General features: G+C 59.9%; 11 protein-coding genes. All 11 read left to right on the forward strand.

Annotation, left to right across the window (positions count from 1 at the left end):
- The first annotated feature begins 79 nt into the window (after nt 1–79).
- The 11 genes from rpoB to rplB all read left to right on the forward strand — a co-directional run bounded on the left by rpoB (nt 80) and on the right by rplB (nt 15,820).
- Nucleotides 80–4,153: a DNA-directed RNA polymerase subunit beta gene (rpoB, locus tag LDJ84_RS03240; protein WP_024767123.1), complete on the forward strand. Its 4,074-nt coding sequence runs from the start codon at nt 80–82 to the stop codon at nt 4,151–4,153.
- Nucleotides 4,154–4,218: 65 nt separating this feature from the next.
- Complete coding sequence (rpoC, locus tag LDJ84_RS03245; RefSeq protein ID WP_045217354.1) at nt 4,219–8,418, forward strand: DNA-directed RNA polymerase subunit beta'; 4,200 nt, start codon at nt 4,219–4,221, stop codon at nt 8,416–8,418.
- A gap of 154 nt (nt 8,419–8,572) precedes the next feature.
- The gene (gene rpsL / locus LDJ84_RS03250; RefSeq protein ID WP_015475317.1) at nt 8,573–8,944 is read left to right on the forward strand and encodes a 30S ribosomal protein S12; all 372 of its coding nucleotides are present in this window, start codon (nt 8,573–8,575) and stop codon (nt 8,942–8,944) included.
- An 85-nt stretch (nt 8,945–9,029) separates the two neighbouring features.
- Nucleotides 9,030–9,500: a 30S ribosomal protein S7 gene (gene rpsG / locus LDJ84_RS03255; RefSeq protein WP_024767125.1), complete on the forward strand. Its 471-nt coding sequence runs from the start codon at nt 9,030–9,032 to the stop codon at nt 9,498–9,500.
- A gap of 30 nt (nt 9,501–9,530) precedes the next feature.
- Nucleotides 9,531–11,666, forward strand: a complete 2,136-nt coding sequence (fusA, locus tag LDJ84_RS03260) for an elongation factor G (protein ID WP_024767126.1) — start codon at nt 9,531–9,533, stop codon at nt 11,664–11,666.
- Nucleotides 11,667–11,695: 29 nt separating this feature from the next.
- Nucleotides 11,696–12,889, forward strand: a complete 1,194-nt coding sequence (tuf, locus tag LDJ84_RS03265) for an elongation factor Tu (protein WP_065327628.1) — start codon at nt 11,696–11,698, stop codon at nt 12,887–12,889.
- Between the two features lie 155 nt (nt 12,890–13,044).
- Nucleotides 13,045–13,356 (forward strand): 30S ribosomal protein S10, encoded by a 312-nt coding sequence (rpsJ, locus tag LDJ84_RS03270; protein ID WP_003243886.1) that lies wholly within the window; start codon nt 13,045–13,047, stop codon nt 13,354–13,356.
- An 82-nt stretch (nt 13,357–13,438) separates the two neighbouring features.
- Nucleotides 13,439–14,074 (forward strand): 50S ribosomal protein L3, encoded by a 636-nt coding sequence (rplC, locus tag LDJ84_RS03275; protein WP_024767389.1) that lies wholly within the window; start codon nt 13,439–13,441, stop codon nt 14,072–14,074.
- A gap of 14 nt (nt 14,075–14,088) precedes the next feature.
- Complete coding sequence (rplD, locus tag LDJ84_RS03280; protein WP_017521904.1) at nt 14,089–14,691, forward strand: 50S ribosomal protein L4; 603 nt, start codon at nt 14,089–14,091, stop codon at nt 14,689–14,691.
- Nucleotides 14,688–14,987: a 50S ribosomal protein L23 gene (gene rplW, locus LDJ84_RS03285; RefSeq protein WP_015475322.1), complete on the forward strand. Its 300-nt coding sequence runs from the start codon at nt 14,688–14,690 to the stop codon at nt 14,985–14,987. The genes rplD and rplW overlap by 4 nt, the downstream gene beginning before the upstream one ends.
- Nucleotides 14,988–14,998: 11 nt before the next feature.
- A complete protein-coding gene (gene rplB / locus LDJ84_RS03290; protein ID WP_024767388.1) occupies nt 14,999–15,820 on the forward strand; it encodes a 50S ribosomal protein L2 in 822 nt (273 codons plus the stop codon).
- Nucleotide 15,821 lies beyond the last annotated feature (1 nt).

Consider the following 15,821-nt stretch of genomic DNA (forward strand, 5'->3'; position numbering starts at 1 on the left):
ACCAAGGGTTTGCACGATTTTGGGCTGCTCCCCGCGCGGGAGAGGCCAATCAAGCAGGTGACCAAGCTGGGGAACGCTGATGGCTTACTCATACACTGAGAAAAAACGTATCCGCAAGGACTTTAGCAAGTTGCCGGACGTCATGGATGTGCCGTATTTGCTGGCCATCCAGCTGGATTCCTATCGCGAATTCCTGCAGGCCGGTGCGAGCAAGGACCAGGTTCGAGACATCGGCCTGCATGCGGCCTTCAAGTCCGTCTTCCCGATTATCAGCTATTCCGGCAATGCTGCCCTGGAATACGTCGGCTACCGCCTCGGTGAGCCGGCATTCGATGTCAAGGAATGCGTGCTGCGCGGTGTGACCTTCGCGGTCCCGCTGCGTGTGAAAGTGCGCCTGATCATTTTCGACAAAGAATCGTCGAACAAAGCGATCAAGGACATCAAGGAACAAGAAGTCTACATGGGGGAAATCCCCCTGATGACCGAGAACGGTACCTTCATCATCAACGGTACCGAGCGCGTCATCGTTTCCCAGCTGCACCGTTCCCCGGGTGTGTTCTTCGACCACGACCGTGGCAAGACCCACAGCTCCGGCAAGCTGCTGTACTCCGCTCGTATCATTCCTTACCGCGGTTCGTGGCTCGACTTCGAGTTCGATCCGAAGGACTGCGTGTTCGTTCGTATCGACCGTCGCCGCAAACTGCCGGCTTCCGTCCTGCTGCGCGCGCTGAACTACAGCACCGAGGAAATCCTCAACGCGTTCTATGACACCAACGTCTACCAGATCAAGGGCGAGACCCTGAACCTGGAATTGGTGCCGTCGCGTCTGCGTGGCGAGATCGCCAGCTTCGACATCAAGGATGCCAGCGGCAAGGTCATCGTCGAGGCGGGCCGTCGTATCACTGCGCGCCACATCAACCAGCTCGAGAAGGCTGGCATCACCCAGCTGGAAGTGCCGTTCGACTACTTGATTGGCCGTACCGTGGCCAAGGCTGTCGTGCACCCGGCTACCGGCGAGATCATCGCCGAGTGCAACACCGAGCTGACCGTCGATGCCCTGGCGAAGATCGCCAAGGCCCAGGTTGCGCGCCTGGAAACTCTGTACACCAACGATATCGACTGTGGTCCGTTCATCTCCGACACGCTGAAGATCGACTCCACCAGCAACCAACTGGAAGCGCTGGTCGAGATCTATCGCATGATGCGTCCCGGTGAGCCGCCGACCAAGGAAGCCGCCGAAACCCTGTTCGGCAACCTGTTCTTCAGCGCCGAGCGTTACGACCTGTCGGCAGTCGGCCGTATGAAGTTCAACCGCCGCATCGGTCGTACCGAGATCGAAGGCGCGGGTGTCCTCAGCAAGGAAGACATCGTCGAGGTCCTCAAGACCCTGGTTGCCATCCGTAACGGTAAAGGCATCGTCGACGACATCGACCACCTGGGTAACCGTCGCGTTCGTTGCGTCGGCGAGATGGCCGAGAACCAGTTCCGCGTTGGCCTGGTGCGTGTCGAGCGCGCGGTCAAGGAACGTCTGTCGATGGCCGAAAGCGAAGGCCTGATGCCGCAGGACCTGATCAACGCCAAGCCGGTGGCTGCCGCGATCAAGGAGTTCTTCGGTTCCAGCCAGCTGTCGCAGTTCATGGACCAGAACAACCCGCTCTCCGAGATCACTCACAAACGCCGTGTCTCCGCACTCGGCCCGGGTGGTCTGACCCGTGAGCGCGCGGGCTTCGAGGTTCGTGACGTACACCCGACCCACTACGGCCGCGTGTGCCCGATCGAAACCCCTGAAGGTCCGAACATCGGTCTGATCAACTCCCTGGCCACCTACGCTCGCACCAACAAGTACGGCTTCCTGGAAAGCCCGTACCGCGTGGTGAAGGAAGGTCTGGTCAGCGACGACATCGTCTTCCTGTCCGCGATCGAAGAGGCCGATCATGTGATCGCCCAGGCCTCGGCGACCCTGAACGAAAAGGGTCAGTTGATCGACGAACTGGTAGCCGTCCGTCACCTGAACGAATTCACCGTGAAGGCACCGGAAGACGTCACCCTCATGGACGTATCGCCGAAGCAGGTCGTTTCCGTCGCTGCCTCGCTGATTCCGTTCCTCGAGCACGACGACGCCAACCGTGCACTCATGGGTTCGAACATGCAGCGTCAGGCTGTACCGACCCTGCGCGCCGACAAGCCGCTGGTCGGTACCGGCATGGAGCGCAACGTTGCCCGTGACTCCGGCGTCTGCGTGGTGGCTCGTCGTGGCGGCGTGATCGACTCGGTCGACGCCAGCCGTATCGTGGTCCGCGTGAACGATGATGAAGTCGAGACTGGCGAAGCCGGCGTCGACATCTACAACCTGACCAAGTACACCCGTTCCAACCAGAACACCTGCATCAACCAGCGTCCGCTGGTGCAGAAGGGTGATCAGGTTTCGCGCAGCGACATCCTGGCCGACGGTCCGTCCACCGACATGGGTGAACTGGCTCTGGGTCAGAACATGCGCGTTGCGTTCATGCCCTGGAACGGCTTCAACTTCGAAGACTCCATCTGCCTGTCCGAGCGCGTGGTCCAGGAAGATCGTTTCACCACGATCCACATCCAGGAACTGACCTGCGTTGCCCGTGACACCAAGCTCGGCCCAGAGGAAATCACCGCGGACATCCCGAACGTGGGTGAGGCTGCGCTGAACAAGCTGGACGAAGCAGGCATCGTCTACGTCGGCGCCGAAGTACAGGCCGGCGACATCCTGGTCGGCAAGGTCACCCCGAAAGGCGAGACCCAGCTGACTCCGGAAGAGAAGCTGCTGCGCGCGATCTTCGGTGAGAAGGCGTCCGACGTGAAGGACACCTCCCTGCGTGTGCCGACCGGCACCAAGGGCACCGTCATCGACGTACAGGTCTTCACCCGTGATGGCGTGGAGCGCGACAGCCGTGCCCTGTCCATCGAGAAGATGCAGCTGGACGAGATCCGCAAGGACCTGAACGAAGAGTTCCGCATCGTCGAAGGTGCAACCTTCGAGCGTCTGCGTTCCGCTCTGGTCGGTGCCAAGGCCGATGGCGGTCCTGCCCTGAAGAAAGGCGCAGAGATCACCGACGAGTACCTGGACGGCCTCGAGCGCGGCCAGTGGTTCAAGCTGCGCATGGCGGAAGACGCTCTGAACGAGCAGCTGGAGAAGGCCCAGGCCTACATCAGCGACCGTCGCCAGATGCTCGACGACAAGTTCGAAGACAAGAAGCGCAAGCTGCAGCAGGGCGACGACCTGGCGCCGGGCGTACTGAAGATCGTCAAGGTCTACCTCGCCATCAAGCGCCGCATCCAGCCGGGCGACAAGATGGCGGGCCGCCACGGTAACAAGGGTGTGGTCTCGGTGATCATGCCGGTCGAAGACATGCCGCACGATGCCAACGGTACTCCGGTGGATATCGTTCTGAACCCGCTGGGCGTACCGTCGCGTATGAACGTCGGTCAGATCCTCGAAACCCACCTGGGCCTCGCGGCCAAGGGCCTGGGCGAGAAGATCAACCGCATGCTCGAAGAGCAGCGCAAGATCGCCGAGCTGCGTGTCTTCCTGAACGAGATCTACAACGAGATCGGCGGCCGCCAGGAGAGCCTGGACGAGCTGAACGATAACGAGATCCTCGCTCTGGCCAACAACCTCAAGGGCGGCGTGCCCATGGCTACCCCGGTGTTCGACGGTGCCAAGGAGCGCGAGATCAAGGCCATGCTGAAGCTGGCTGATCTGCCGGAGAGCGGTCAGATGCGTCTGTATGACGGCCGCACCGGCAACCAGTTCGAGCGTACGACCACTGTGGGTTACATGTACATGCTCAAGCTGAACCACCTGGTCGATGACAAGATGCACGCACGTTCCACCGGCTCCTACAGCCTGGTTACCCAGCAGCCGCTGGGTGGTAAGGCGCAGTTCGGTGGCCAGCGTTTCGGGGAGATGGAGGTCTGGGCGCTGGAAGCCTACGGTGCCGCCTACACCCTGCAGGAAATGCTGACCGTGAAGTCGGACGACGTGAACGGCCGTACCAAGATGTACAAGAACATCGTGGACGGGGATCACCGCATGGAGGCCGGCATGCCCGAGTCCTTCAATGTGTTGATCAAAGAGATCCGCTCGCTCGGCATCGATATCGAACTGGAAACCGAATAACACGTGACATCAGACGGTGCGGCTGGTCAAGGCCGGTCGCACCGGGTCCGTGAGGAGGAAAGGCCTTGAAAGACTTGCTTAATCTGTTGAAAAACCAGGGTCAGATCGAAGAGTTCGATGCCATCCGTATTGGTCTGGCCTCGCCCGAGATGATCCGTTCCTGGTCCTTCGGTGAAGTCAAGAAGCCGGAGACCATCAACTACCGCACCTTCAAGCCGGAGCGCGATGGCCTGTTCTGCGCCAAGATCTTTGGCCCGGTGAAGGACTACGAGTGCCTGTGCGGTAAGTACAAGCGCCTCAAGCATCGCGGTGTGATCTGCGAGAAGTGCGGCGTCGAAGTCGCGCTGGCCAAAGTGCGCCGTGAGCGCATGGGCCACATCGAGCTGGCTTCGCCGGTCGCCCACATCTGGTTCCTGAAGTCCCTGCCGTCCCGTATCGGCCTGCTGCTGGACATGACCCTGCGTGACATCGAGCGCGTGCTCTATTTCGAGAGCTACGTGGTGATCGATCCGGGCATGACCACCCTCGAGAAGGGCCAGCTGCTGAACGACGAGCAGTACTTCGAAGCCCTCGAAGAGTTCGGTGACGACTTCGACGCCCGCATGGGTGCGGAAGCCGTTCGCGAGCTGCTCAATGCTATCGACCTGGAGCACGAGATTGGCCGCCTGCGCGAAGAGATTCCGCAGACCAACTCGGAAACCAAGATCAAGAAGCTGTCCAAGCGCCTGAAGCTGATGGAAGCCTTCCAGGGCTCCGGCAACCATCCCGAGTGGATGGTGCTGACCGTCCTGCCGGTGCTGCCGCCGGACCTGCGTCCGCTGGTTCCGCTGGATGGCGGCCGCTTCGCGACCTCGGATCTGAACGATCTGTATCGCCGCGTGATCAACCGTAACAACCGTCTGAAGCGCCTGCTCGACCTGGCCGCTCCCGACATCATCGTGCGCAACGAAAAGCGCATGCTGCAGGAAGCCGTCGACGCCCTGTTGGACAACGGTCGTCGCGGCCGTGCCATCACCGGCTCGAACAAGCGCCCGCTGAAGTCCCTGGCCGACATGATCAAGGGCAAGCAAGGTCGTTTCCGTCAGAACCTGCTCGGCAAGCGCGTGGACTACTCCGGCCGTTCGGTCATTACCGTAGGTCCGACCCTGCGTCTGCACCAGTGCGGTCTGCCGAAGAAAATGGCCCTGGAGCTGTTCAAGCCGTTCATCTTCGGCAAGCTGGAAGGTCGTGGCATGGCCACCACCATCAAGGCCGCCAAGAAGATGGTCGAGCGCGAGCTGCCGGAAGTGTGGGACGTTCTCGCCGAAGTCATCCGCGAACACCCCGTACTGCTGAACCGTGCGCCGACCCTGCACCGTCTGGGCATCCAGGCGTTCGAGCCGGTACTGATCGAAGGTAAAGCCATCCAGCTGCACCCGCTGGTCTGCGCCGCGTACAACGCCGACTTCGACGGTGACCAGATGGCCGTGCACGTTCCGCTGACCCTCGAGGCTCAGCTGGAAGCGCGCGCGCTGATGATGTCCACCAACAACATTCTGTCGCCCGCCAACGGCGAGCCGATCATCGTTCCGTCGCAGGACGTGGTCATGGGTCTGTACTACATGACCCGTGAAGCGATCAACGCGAAGGGCGAGGGCATGGCTTTCGCAGACCTGCAGGAAGTTGACCGCGCGTACCGCAGCGGCCAGGTGTCCCTGCACGCCCGCGTAAAAGTGCGCATCAACGAGAAGATCAAGAACGAAGACGGCTCCCTGACCGCGAACACCCGTATCGTCGACTCCACCGTCGGCCGTGCGCTGCTGTTCCAGGTTGTCCCGGCCGGCCTGCCCTTCGACGTGGTCAACCAGTCGATGAAGAAGAAGGCGATCTCCAAGCTGATCAACCACTGCTACCGCGTGGTCGGTCTGAAGGACACCGTCATCTTCGCTGACCAGCTGATGTACACCGGCTTCGCCTACTCGACCATCTCCGGTGTGTCGATCGGCGTGAACGACTTCGTCATCCCGGACGAGAAGGCCCGCATCATCGATGCCGCCACCGAGGAAGTGAAGGAGATCGAGAGCCAGTACGCCTCCGGCCTGGTAACCCAGGGCGAGAAGTACAACAAGGTGATCGACCTCTGGTCCAAGGCCAACGACGAAGTGTCCAAGGCGATGATGGCCAACCTCTCGAAAGAGAAGGTGACCGATCGCGAGGGCAAGCAGGTCGACCAGGAGTCCTTCAACTCCATGTACATGATGGCGGACTCCGGTGCGCGGGGTTCTGCGGCCCAGATCCGTCAGCTGGCCGGTATGCGTGGCCTGATGGCCAAGCCGGACGGCTCCATCATCGAGACCCCGATCACCGCGAACTTCCGTGAAGGCCTGAACGTACTCCAGTACTTCATCTCCACTCACGGTGCTCGTAAAGGTCTGGCGGATACCGCACTGAAGACCGCGAACTCCGGTTACCTGACCCGTCGTCTCGTCGACGTGGCCCAGGATCTGGTGGTGACCGAGATCGATTGCGGCACCGAGCATGGCCTGGTCATGTCCCCGCACATCGAAGGCGGCGACGTGGTTGAACCGCTGGGTGAGCGTGTACTCGGTCGTGTGATTGCGCGCGACGTGTTCAAGCCGGGCAGCGACGACGTCATCGTTGAAGCTGGCACCCTGATCGACGAGAAGTGGGTTGATTTCCTCGAGCAGATGAGCGTCGACGAAGTCGTTGTGCGTTCGCCGATCACCTGCGAAACCCGTCACGGCATTTGCGCCATGTGCTACGGCCGCGATCTGGCCCGTGGTCACCGCGTGAACATCGGCGAGGCTGTCGGCGTTATCGCTGCCCAGTCGATCGGTGAGCCGGGTACCCAGCTGACCATGCGTACCTTCCACATCGGTGGTGCGGCCAGCCGTACTTCTGCCGTGGACAACGTTCAGGTCAAGAACGGCGGCACCATTCGCCTGCACAACCTGAAGCACGTAGAGCGTGCCGACGGCGCCCTGGTAGCGGTTTCCCGTTCCGGTGAACTGGCGGTAGCCGACGACTTCGGTCGTGAGCGCGAGCGCTACAAGCTGCCGTACGGTGCGGTAATTTCCGTGAAGGAAGGTGACAAGGTCGACCCGGGCGCCATCGTCGCCAAGTGGGACCCGCACACCCACCCGATCGTCACCGAGATGGACGGCACCGTGGCCTTCGTGGGCATGGAAGAGGGCATCACCATCAAGCGCCAGACCGACGAACTGACCGGTCTGACCAACATCGAAGTGATGGATCCGAAGGATCGTCCGGCTGCCGGCAAGGACATCCGTCCGGCCGTGAAGCTGATCGACGCCGCAGGCAAGGATCTGCTGCTGCCGGGTACCGACGTACCGGCTCAGTACTTCCTGCCGGCGAACGCCCTGGTCAACCTCAACGATGGCGCGAAAGTGCGTATCGGTGACGTTATCGCGCGTATCCCGCAGGAAACCTCGAAGACCCGCGACATCACCGGTGGTCTGCCGCGCGTTGCCGACCTGTTCGAAGCTCGTCGTCCGAAAGAGCCTTCGATCCTGGCGGAAATCAGCGGCACCATCTCCTTCGGCAAGGAAACCAAGGGCAAGCGCCGTCTGGTCATCACTCCCACCGACGGTAGCGATCCGTACGAGGAGCTGATTCCGAAGTGGCGTCACCTGAACGTGTTCGAAGGTGAGCAAGTCAGCCGTGGTGAAGTGATCTCCGACGGCCCGAGCAACCCGCACGACATCCTCCGTCTGCTGGGTGTGAGCTCGCTGGCCAAGTACATCGTCAACGAGATCCAGGACGTTTACCGTCTGCAGGGCGTGAAGATCAACGACAAGCACATCGAGACCATCCTGCGCCAGATGCTGCGCAAGGTCGAAGTGGCCGAGTCGGGCGATTCGTCCTTCATCAAGGGCGACCAGGTCGAACTGGTCCACGTGCTGGAAGAGAACGAAGTACTGGGTACCCAGGACAAGTTCCCGGCCAAGTACGAGCGCGTTCTGTTGGGTATCACCAAGGCCTCGCTGTCCACCGAGTCGTTCATCTCGGCGGCATCCTTCCAGGAGACCACCCGCGTCCTCACCGAGGCGGCGGTCACCGGCAAGCGCGACTTCCTGCGCGGCCTGAAGGAAAACGTGGTCGTGGGTCGACTGATCCCGGCAGGTACCGGTCTGGCTTACCACAGCGAGCGCAAGCGTCAGCGCGAACTCGGCAAACCGCAGCGCGTGAGCGCGAGCGAGGCTGAAGCAGCATTGGCCGAAGCGCTCAATCTGAGCGGTAACTAAGCCTCAAACAAAGCCCCGGTTGTCTTGACAACCGGGGCTTTGTCTTGACTGGAATCCGTAAGCTCTTTAGTATCTTGTACCCCGAAAATTGGCAGGGCGCTTGCTCTGCCCATTTTCGTTTTTAAGTGTCGTAAGACAATCAGTGGAGCTATAGATGGCAACTATCAACCAGCTGGTGCGCAAGCCGCGCAAGCGCCTGGTAGACAAGAGCGGCGTTCCTGCCCTGCAGAACTGCCCTCAGCGTCGCGGCGTATGCACCCGCGTCTACACCACCACCCCGAAGAAGCCGAACTCCGCACTGCGTAAAGTGTGCCGTGTTCGTCTGACCAACGGTTTCGAGGTTTCCTCGTACATCGGCGGTGAAGGTCACAACCTGCAAGAGCACAGCGTAGTGCTGATCCGTGGCGGTCGTGTAAAAGACCTTCCGGGTGTTCGCTACCACACCGTGCGCGGTTCGCTGGACACCTCCGGTGTCAAAGACCGTAAGCAGGGTCGCTCGAAGTACGGCGCGAAGCGTCCGAAGTAATTTTGTTTTCCTATTTGCTGAGTCGATAAGAGTAAGGTCGGGCATCGAGTCCCGGATTACCTGAAGACCGTTTGAGGGCTTATCAATGCCAAGACGTCGTGTAGCGGCCAAACGTGAGATCCTGGCCGATCCGAAATACGGAAGCCAGATTCTGGCCAAGTTCATGAACCACGTGATGGAAAGCGGCAAGAAAGCCGTTGCCGAGCGTATCGTTTACGGTGCTCTGGACAAGGTCAAAGAGCGCGGTAAAGGCGACCCCCTGGAAATCTTCGAAAAAGCACTCGACGCCATCGCTCCGCTGGTCGAAGTGAAGTCCCGCCGTGTCGGCGGTGCTACCTACCAGGTTCCGGTTGAAGTACGTCCGTCCCGTCGTAATGCACTGGCTATGCGTTGGCTGGTGGACTTCGCCCGCAAGCGTGGCGAGAAGTCCATGGCTCTGCGCCTGGCTGGCGAGCTGCTGGATGCCGCTGAAGGCAAAGGCGCTGCCGTCAAGAAGCGTGAAGACGTGCACCGTATGGCCGAGGCCAACAAAGCGTTCTCGCACTACCGCTTCTAATTACGGCATCAACACTTCTGCGAGGGCTTTATGGCTCGTAACACAGCAATCAACCGCTACCGGAACATTGGTATCTGTGCCCACGTTGACGCGGGCAAGACCACCACTACCGAGCGGATCCTGTTCTACACAGGTCTCAGCCACAAGATGGGTGAGGTGCACGACGGCGCTGCTACCACCGACTGGATGGTGCAGGAGCAGGAGCGTGGTATCACCATCACCTCCGCTGCGATCACGACCTTCTGGGAAGGTTCGCGCGGCCAGTACGACAAGTACCGCGTAAACGTCATCGACACCCCCGGCCACGTAGACTTCACCATTGAAGTTGAGCGCTCCCTGCGCGTACTGGACGGCGCCGTCGTTGTGTTCTGCGGCACCTCCGGCGTTGAGCCGCAGTCCGAAACCGTATGGCGTCAAGCCAACAAGTACGGCGTTCCGCGTATCGTTTACGTGAACAAGATGGACCGCGCCGGCGCCAACTTCCTGCGCGTCGTCGGTCAGATCAAGAACCGCCTGGGTCACACCCCGGTTCCGGTTCAGCTGGCCATCGGTGCAGAAGATGACTTCCAGGGTCAGGTTGACCTGCTGAAGATGAAGGCCATCTACTGGAACGAAGACGACAAAGGCACTTCCTATCGCGAGGAAGAAATTCCCGCCGATATGGTCGAGCTGGCCACCGAGTGGCGCAACAACATGGTCGAGGCTGCTGCCGAAGCCAACGAAGAGCTGATGAACAAGTACCTGGAAGAGGGTGAGCTGTCGATCGAAGAGATCAAGGCTGGCCTGCGTCTGCGTACCATCGCTTGCGAAATCGTACCGGCTGTCTGCGGCTCCTCGTTCAAGAACAAGGGCGTGCCCCTGGTTCTCGATGCCGTCATCGACTTCCTGCCTGCTCCGACCGAGATTCCGGCGATCCAGGGTATTCACCCGGATCACATTGACGACGGCGACGACGCTCCGAAAGACGAGCGCCCGGCTGACGACAATGCTCCGTTCTCGGCTCTGGCATTCAAGATCGCCACCGACCCGTTCGTAGGTACTCTGACCTTCGTTCGCGTCTACTCGGGCGTTCTGGAGTCCGGTAACTCGGTTATCAACTCCGTGAAAGGCAAGAAAGAGCGCGTTGGTCGTATGGTGCAGATGCACGCCAACCAGCGTGACGAGATCAAAGAAGTACGCGCTGGCGACATCGCTGCTCTGATCGGCATGAAGGACGTCACCACCGGTGACACCCTGTGCGACATCGAGAAGCCGATCATCCTTGAGCGTATGGACTTCCCGGAGCCTGTGATCTCGGTAGCTGTTGAGCCGAAGACCAAGGCTGACCAGGAGAAGATGGGCATCGCCCTCGGCAAGCTGGCTCAGGAAGACCCGTCGTTCCGCGTCAAGACCGACGAAGAAACCGGCCAGACCATCATCTCCGGTATGGGTGAGTTGCACCTGGACATCCTCGTCGACCGCATGAAGCGTGAATTCGGCGTGGAAGCGAACATCGGCAAGCCGCAGGTTTCCTACCGCGAAACCATCTCGAAGGACAACATCGAGATCGAAGGCAAGTTCGTTCGCCAGTCCGGCGGCCGTGGCCAGTTCGGTCACTGCTGGATCCGCTTCTCCGCTCCCGATGTGGACGAGAAGGGCAACATCACTGAAGGCCTGGTCTTCACCAACGAAGTCGTGGGCGGTGTGGTTCCGAAGGAATACATCCCGGCCATCCAGAAAGGCATCGAAGAGCAGATGAAGAACGGCGTTGTCGCCGGCTATCCGCTGATCGGCCTGAAGGCGACCGTCTTCGATGGTTCCTACCACGACGTCGACTCCAACGAGATGGCGTTCAAGATCGCTGCTTCCATGGCGACCAAGCAGCTGGCCCAGAAGGGCGGCGGCAAGGTTCTGGAGCCGATCATGAAGGTGGAAGTGGTGACTCCTGAGGACTACATGGGTGACGTGATGGGTGACCTGAACCGTCGTCGTGGTCTGATTCAGGGGATGGAAGACTCGGTTTCCGGTAAGGTGATCCGTGCCGAGGTTCCGCTGGGCGAGATGTTCGGTTATGCAACCGACGTGCGTTCCATGTCCCAGGGTCGCGCTAGCTACTCCATGGAATTCTCCAAGTATGCTGAAGCTCCGGCGAACGTCGTCGAAGCTCTGGCCAAAAAACAAGCTTGATTCAGCTCTTTTAGTAAGAGGTTACTCTCGTGGCTAAAGAAAAATTTGAACGTAACAAACCGCACGTCAACGTCGGCACCATCGGTCACGTTGACCACGGCAAAACCACTCTGACCGCTGCTCTGACCAAGGTCTGCTCCGAGACCTGGGGCGGTTCCGCTCGCGCTTTCGACCAGATCGACAACGCGCCGGAAGAGAAGGCTCGTGGTATCACCATCAACACCTCTCACGTTGAATACGACTCGCCGGTACGCCACTACGCTCACGTAGACTGCCCGGGCCACGCCGACTACGTGAAGAACATGATCACCGGTGCTGCCCAGATGGACGGCGCGATCCTGGTTTGCTCGGCTGCTGACGGCCCCATGCCGCAGACCCGCGAGCACATCCTGCTGTCCCGTCAGGTAGGCGTTCCTTACATCGTCGTGTTCCTGAACAAGGCCGACATGGTTGACGACGCCGAGCTGCTGGAACTGGTCGAAATGGAAGTTCGCGATCTGCTGAACACCTACGACTTCCCGGGCGACGACACTCCGATCGTGATCGGTTCCGCTCTGATGGCTCTGAACGGCCAGGACGACAACGAGATGGGCGTTTCCGCCGTGCGCAAGCTGGTAGAAACCCTGGACTCCTACATCCCTGAGCCGGTTCGTGCAATCGACCAGCCGTTCCTGATGCCGATCGAAGACGTGTTCTCGATCTCCGGTCGTGGCACCGTGGTAACTGGCCGTGTTGAGCGTGGCATCGTCAAGGTCCAGGAAGAAGTGGAAATCGTCGGCATCAAGGCGACCACCAAGACCACCTGCACCGGCGTTGAAATGTTCCGCAAGCTGCTCGACGAAGGTCGTGCTGGTGAGAACGTCGGCGTCCTGCTGCGCGGCACCAAGCGTGAAGACGTAGAGCGTGGTCAGGTTCTGGCCAAGCCGGGCACCATCAAGCCGCACACCAAGTTCGAATGCGAAGTGTACGTGCTGTCCAAGGAAGAAGGTGGTCGTCACACCCCGTTCTTCAAGGGCTACCGTCCGCAGTTCTACTTCCGTACCACCGACGTAACCGGCAACTGCGAACTGCCGGAAGGTGTTGAGATGGTAATGCCGGGCGACAACGTGAAAATGGTTGTCACCCTGATCGCTCCGATCGCCATGGAAGATGGCCTGCGCTTCGCGATTCGCGAAGGCGGCCGTACCGTTGGCGCCGGCGTGGTTGCCAAGATCATCGAGTAATCGCTGATCCGCTGCAGAAAAAGGGACCCTTCGGGGTCCCTTTTTCGTTGAGTTGGTTAAATATTGACACCCCCCAGGCGCATCCGTACAATTGCGCCTCCTTTTAACGGGCGGAGTCCGTCCGTTGGGAATGGCAACTTGGAGTCTGAGGTCAAATGCAAAATCAACAAATCCGTATTCGGTTGAAGGCTTTTGATCATCGCCTGATCGACCAATCTACCCAGGAAATCGTGGAAACCGCGAAACGTACTGGCGCTCAGGTGCGTGGTCCGATTCCTCTGCCGACCCGCAAGGAACGTTACACCGTGCTGATTTCCCCGCACGTCAACAAGGACGCTCGTGACCAGTACGAAATTCGTACCCACAAGCGTGTTCTCGACATCGTTCAGCCGACCGACAAAACCGTCGACGCGCTGATGAAGCTCGACCTTGCTGCTGGCGTCGAAGTACAGATCAGCCTCGGCTAATGCCTTCGGCATTGGTCGTGTAACGCTCTGAAATGGGCGGCCATAGCGGGTGAAAGCCCCGTACACTAAAGAGGTTCTAAAGATGACAATTGGTGTTGTCGGTCGTAAGTGCGGCATGACCCGCATCTTCACCGAAGATGGTGTCTCCATTCCGGTCACGGTCATTGAGGTCGAGCCGAATCGCGTCACCCAGTTCAAAAACGAAGAAAGCGATGGCTATCGCGCTGTGCAGGTCACTGCTGGCGAGCGCCGTGCTTCTCGCGTGACCAAGGCGCAAGCCGGTCACTTTGCCAAGGCGAATGTCGCCGCCGGTCGCGGCGTGTGGGAATTCCGTCTGGGCGAAGAGGAGTTCAAGGCAGGAGATTCCATCTCTGTCGATCTGTTCCAGGCAGGCCAGCTGGTAGACGTTACCGGCGAGTCCAAGGGTAAAGGCTTTGCCGGTACCATCAAGCGCTGGAACTTCCGTGGTCAAGATAACACCCACGGTAACTCCGTTTCCCACCGCGTCCCGGGTTCCATCGGCCAGTGCCAGACTCCTGGTCGAGTGTTCAAGGGCAAAAAAATGTCGGGCCACATGGGTGCTGAGCGTGTAACCGTTCAATCCCTTGAGGTCGTGCGTGTCGATGCAGAGCGCAATCTGCTGCTGGTCAAAGGTGCCGTTCCCGGCGCTACCGGTGGTGATGTGCTGGTGCGTCCGGCAGCCAAGGCTCGCGGTTAAGAGAGGAAGCTGAGATGCAACTGAATGTAAATGGCGCTCAGGCGATCGAGGTTTCCGAGCGTACTTTTGGTAGCGAATTCAACGAGACCCTGGTTCACCAGGCAGTCGTCGCCTACATGGCTGGCGGTCGTCAGGGCACCAAGGCTCAGAAGACTCGTTCCGAAGTCTCCGGTGGCGGCAAGAAGCCGTGGCGTCAGAAGGGCACTGGTCGTGCTCGTGCTGGCACCATCCGTAGCCCCATCTGGCGTGGCGGCGGCGCGACTTTCGCAGCCAAGCCCCAGGATCACTCCCAGAAGCTCAACAAGAAGATGTACCGCGCTGCTCTGCGCTCCATCCTCTCTGAGCTGGTTCGTCTGGATCGTCTGGTTGTCGTTGCCGACTTCGCTGTCGACGCACCGAAGACCAAAGGTCTGGTCAGCAAGCTGGAAGGCCTGGGCCTGAAAGATGTACTGATCGTCACCGAAGGCGTCGATGAGAACCTGTACCTGGCAGCTCGCAACCTGGCCCACGTCGATGTACGTGACGTTCAGGCTTCCGATCCGGTCAGCCTCATCGCCTACGACAAGGTGCTGGTCACCGTGTCTGCCGTGAAGAAGTTCGAGGAGCTGCTGGCATGAACCAGGAACGCGTATTCAAAGTGCTGCTGGGCCCGCATATCTCCGAGAAGGCCACCGGCCTGGCGGACGGCAACAGCCAATTCGTTTTCAAGGTTGCCACTGATGCAACCAAGCTGGAAATCAAGAAGGCCGTAGAAAGCCTGTTCGGCGTGAAAGTACGTCGCGTCACCACCCTGAACGTTCAGGGCAAGACCAAGCGTACCGTTCGCGGCCTGGGCAAGCGTAACGACTGGAAAAAAGCGTACATCGCTCTCCAGCCGGGCCAGGATCTCGATTTCGCAGCTGGCGCTGAGTAAAGGGGTGCATCATGGCAATCGTTAAATGCAAACCGACTTCCGCTGGTCGTCGTTTCGTCGTCAAGGTAGTGAACCAGGACCTGCACAAAGGTGCTCCGTTCGCTCCCCTGCTCGAGAAGAAGTCCAAGTCGGGCGGCCGTAACAACAACGGTCGTATCACCACCCGTCATATCGGTGGTGGCCACAAGCAGCACTATCGTCTGGTCGACTTCCGTCGCAACAAGGATGGCATTCCTGCCATCGTTGAACGCGTCGAATACGATCCGAACCGTACTGCTCACATCGCTCTGCTGAAATACGCGGACGGCGAGCGTCGTTACATCATCGCCCCCAAAGGCGTGGTGGCTGGCGATCAACTGATCTCCGGTATCGGCGCTCCGATCAAGGCCGGCAACAACATGCCGCTGCGCAACATCCCGGTGGGTAGCACCATCCACGGTATCGAACTGAAGCCTGGCAAAGGCGCTCAGATCGCTCGCTCCGCTGGCGCTTCGGCTCAGCTGGTTGCCCGTGAAGGTGCCTACGTAACCGTGCGTCTGCGTTCCGGTGAAATGCGCAAAGTCCTGGCTGACTGCCGTGCGACCCTGGGCGAAGTCTCGAACTCCGAGCACAGCCTGCGTTCGCTGGGTAAAGCCGGTGCCAAACGCTGGCGTGGCGTTCGCCCGACCGTTCGTGGTGTTGCCATGAACCCGGTCGACCACCCGCATGGTGGTGGTGAAGGTCGTACCTCTGCTGGTCGTCATCCGGTATCGCCGTGGGGTCTTCAGACCAAGGGTAAGAAGACTCGCGCGAACAAGCGTACCGACAACATGATCGTCCGTCGCCGCAAGTAAA

Origin of the sequence: Pseudomonas sp. HS-18 (assembly GCF_020401845.1) — a bacterium.
Lineage (GTDB): Bacteria > Pseudomonadota > Gammaproteobacteria > Pseudomonadales > Pseudomonadaceae > Pseudomonas > Pseudomonas nitroreducens.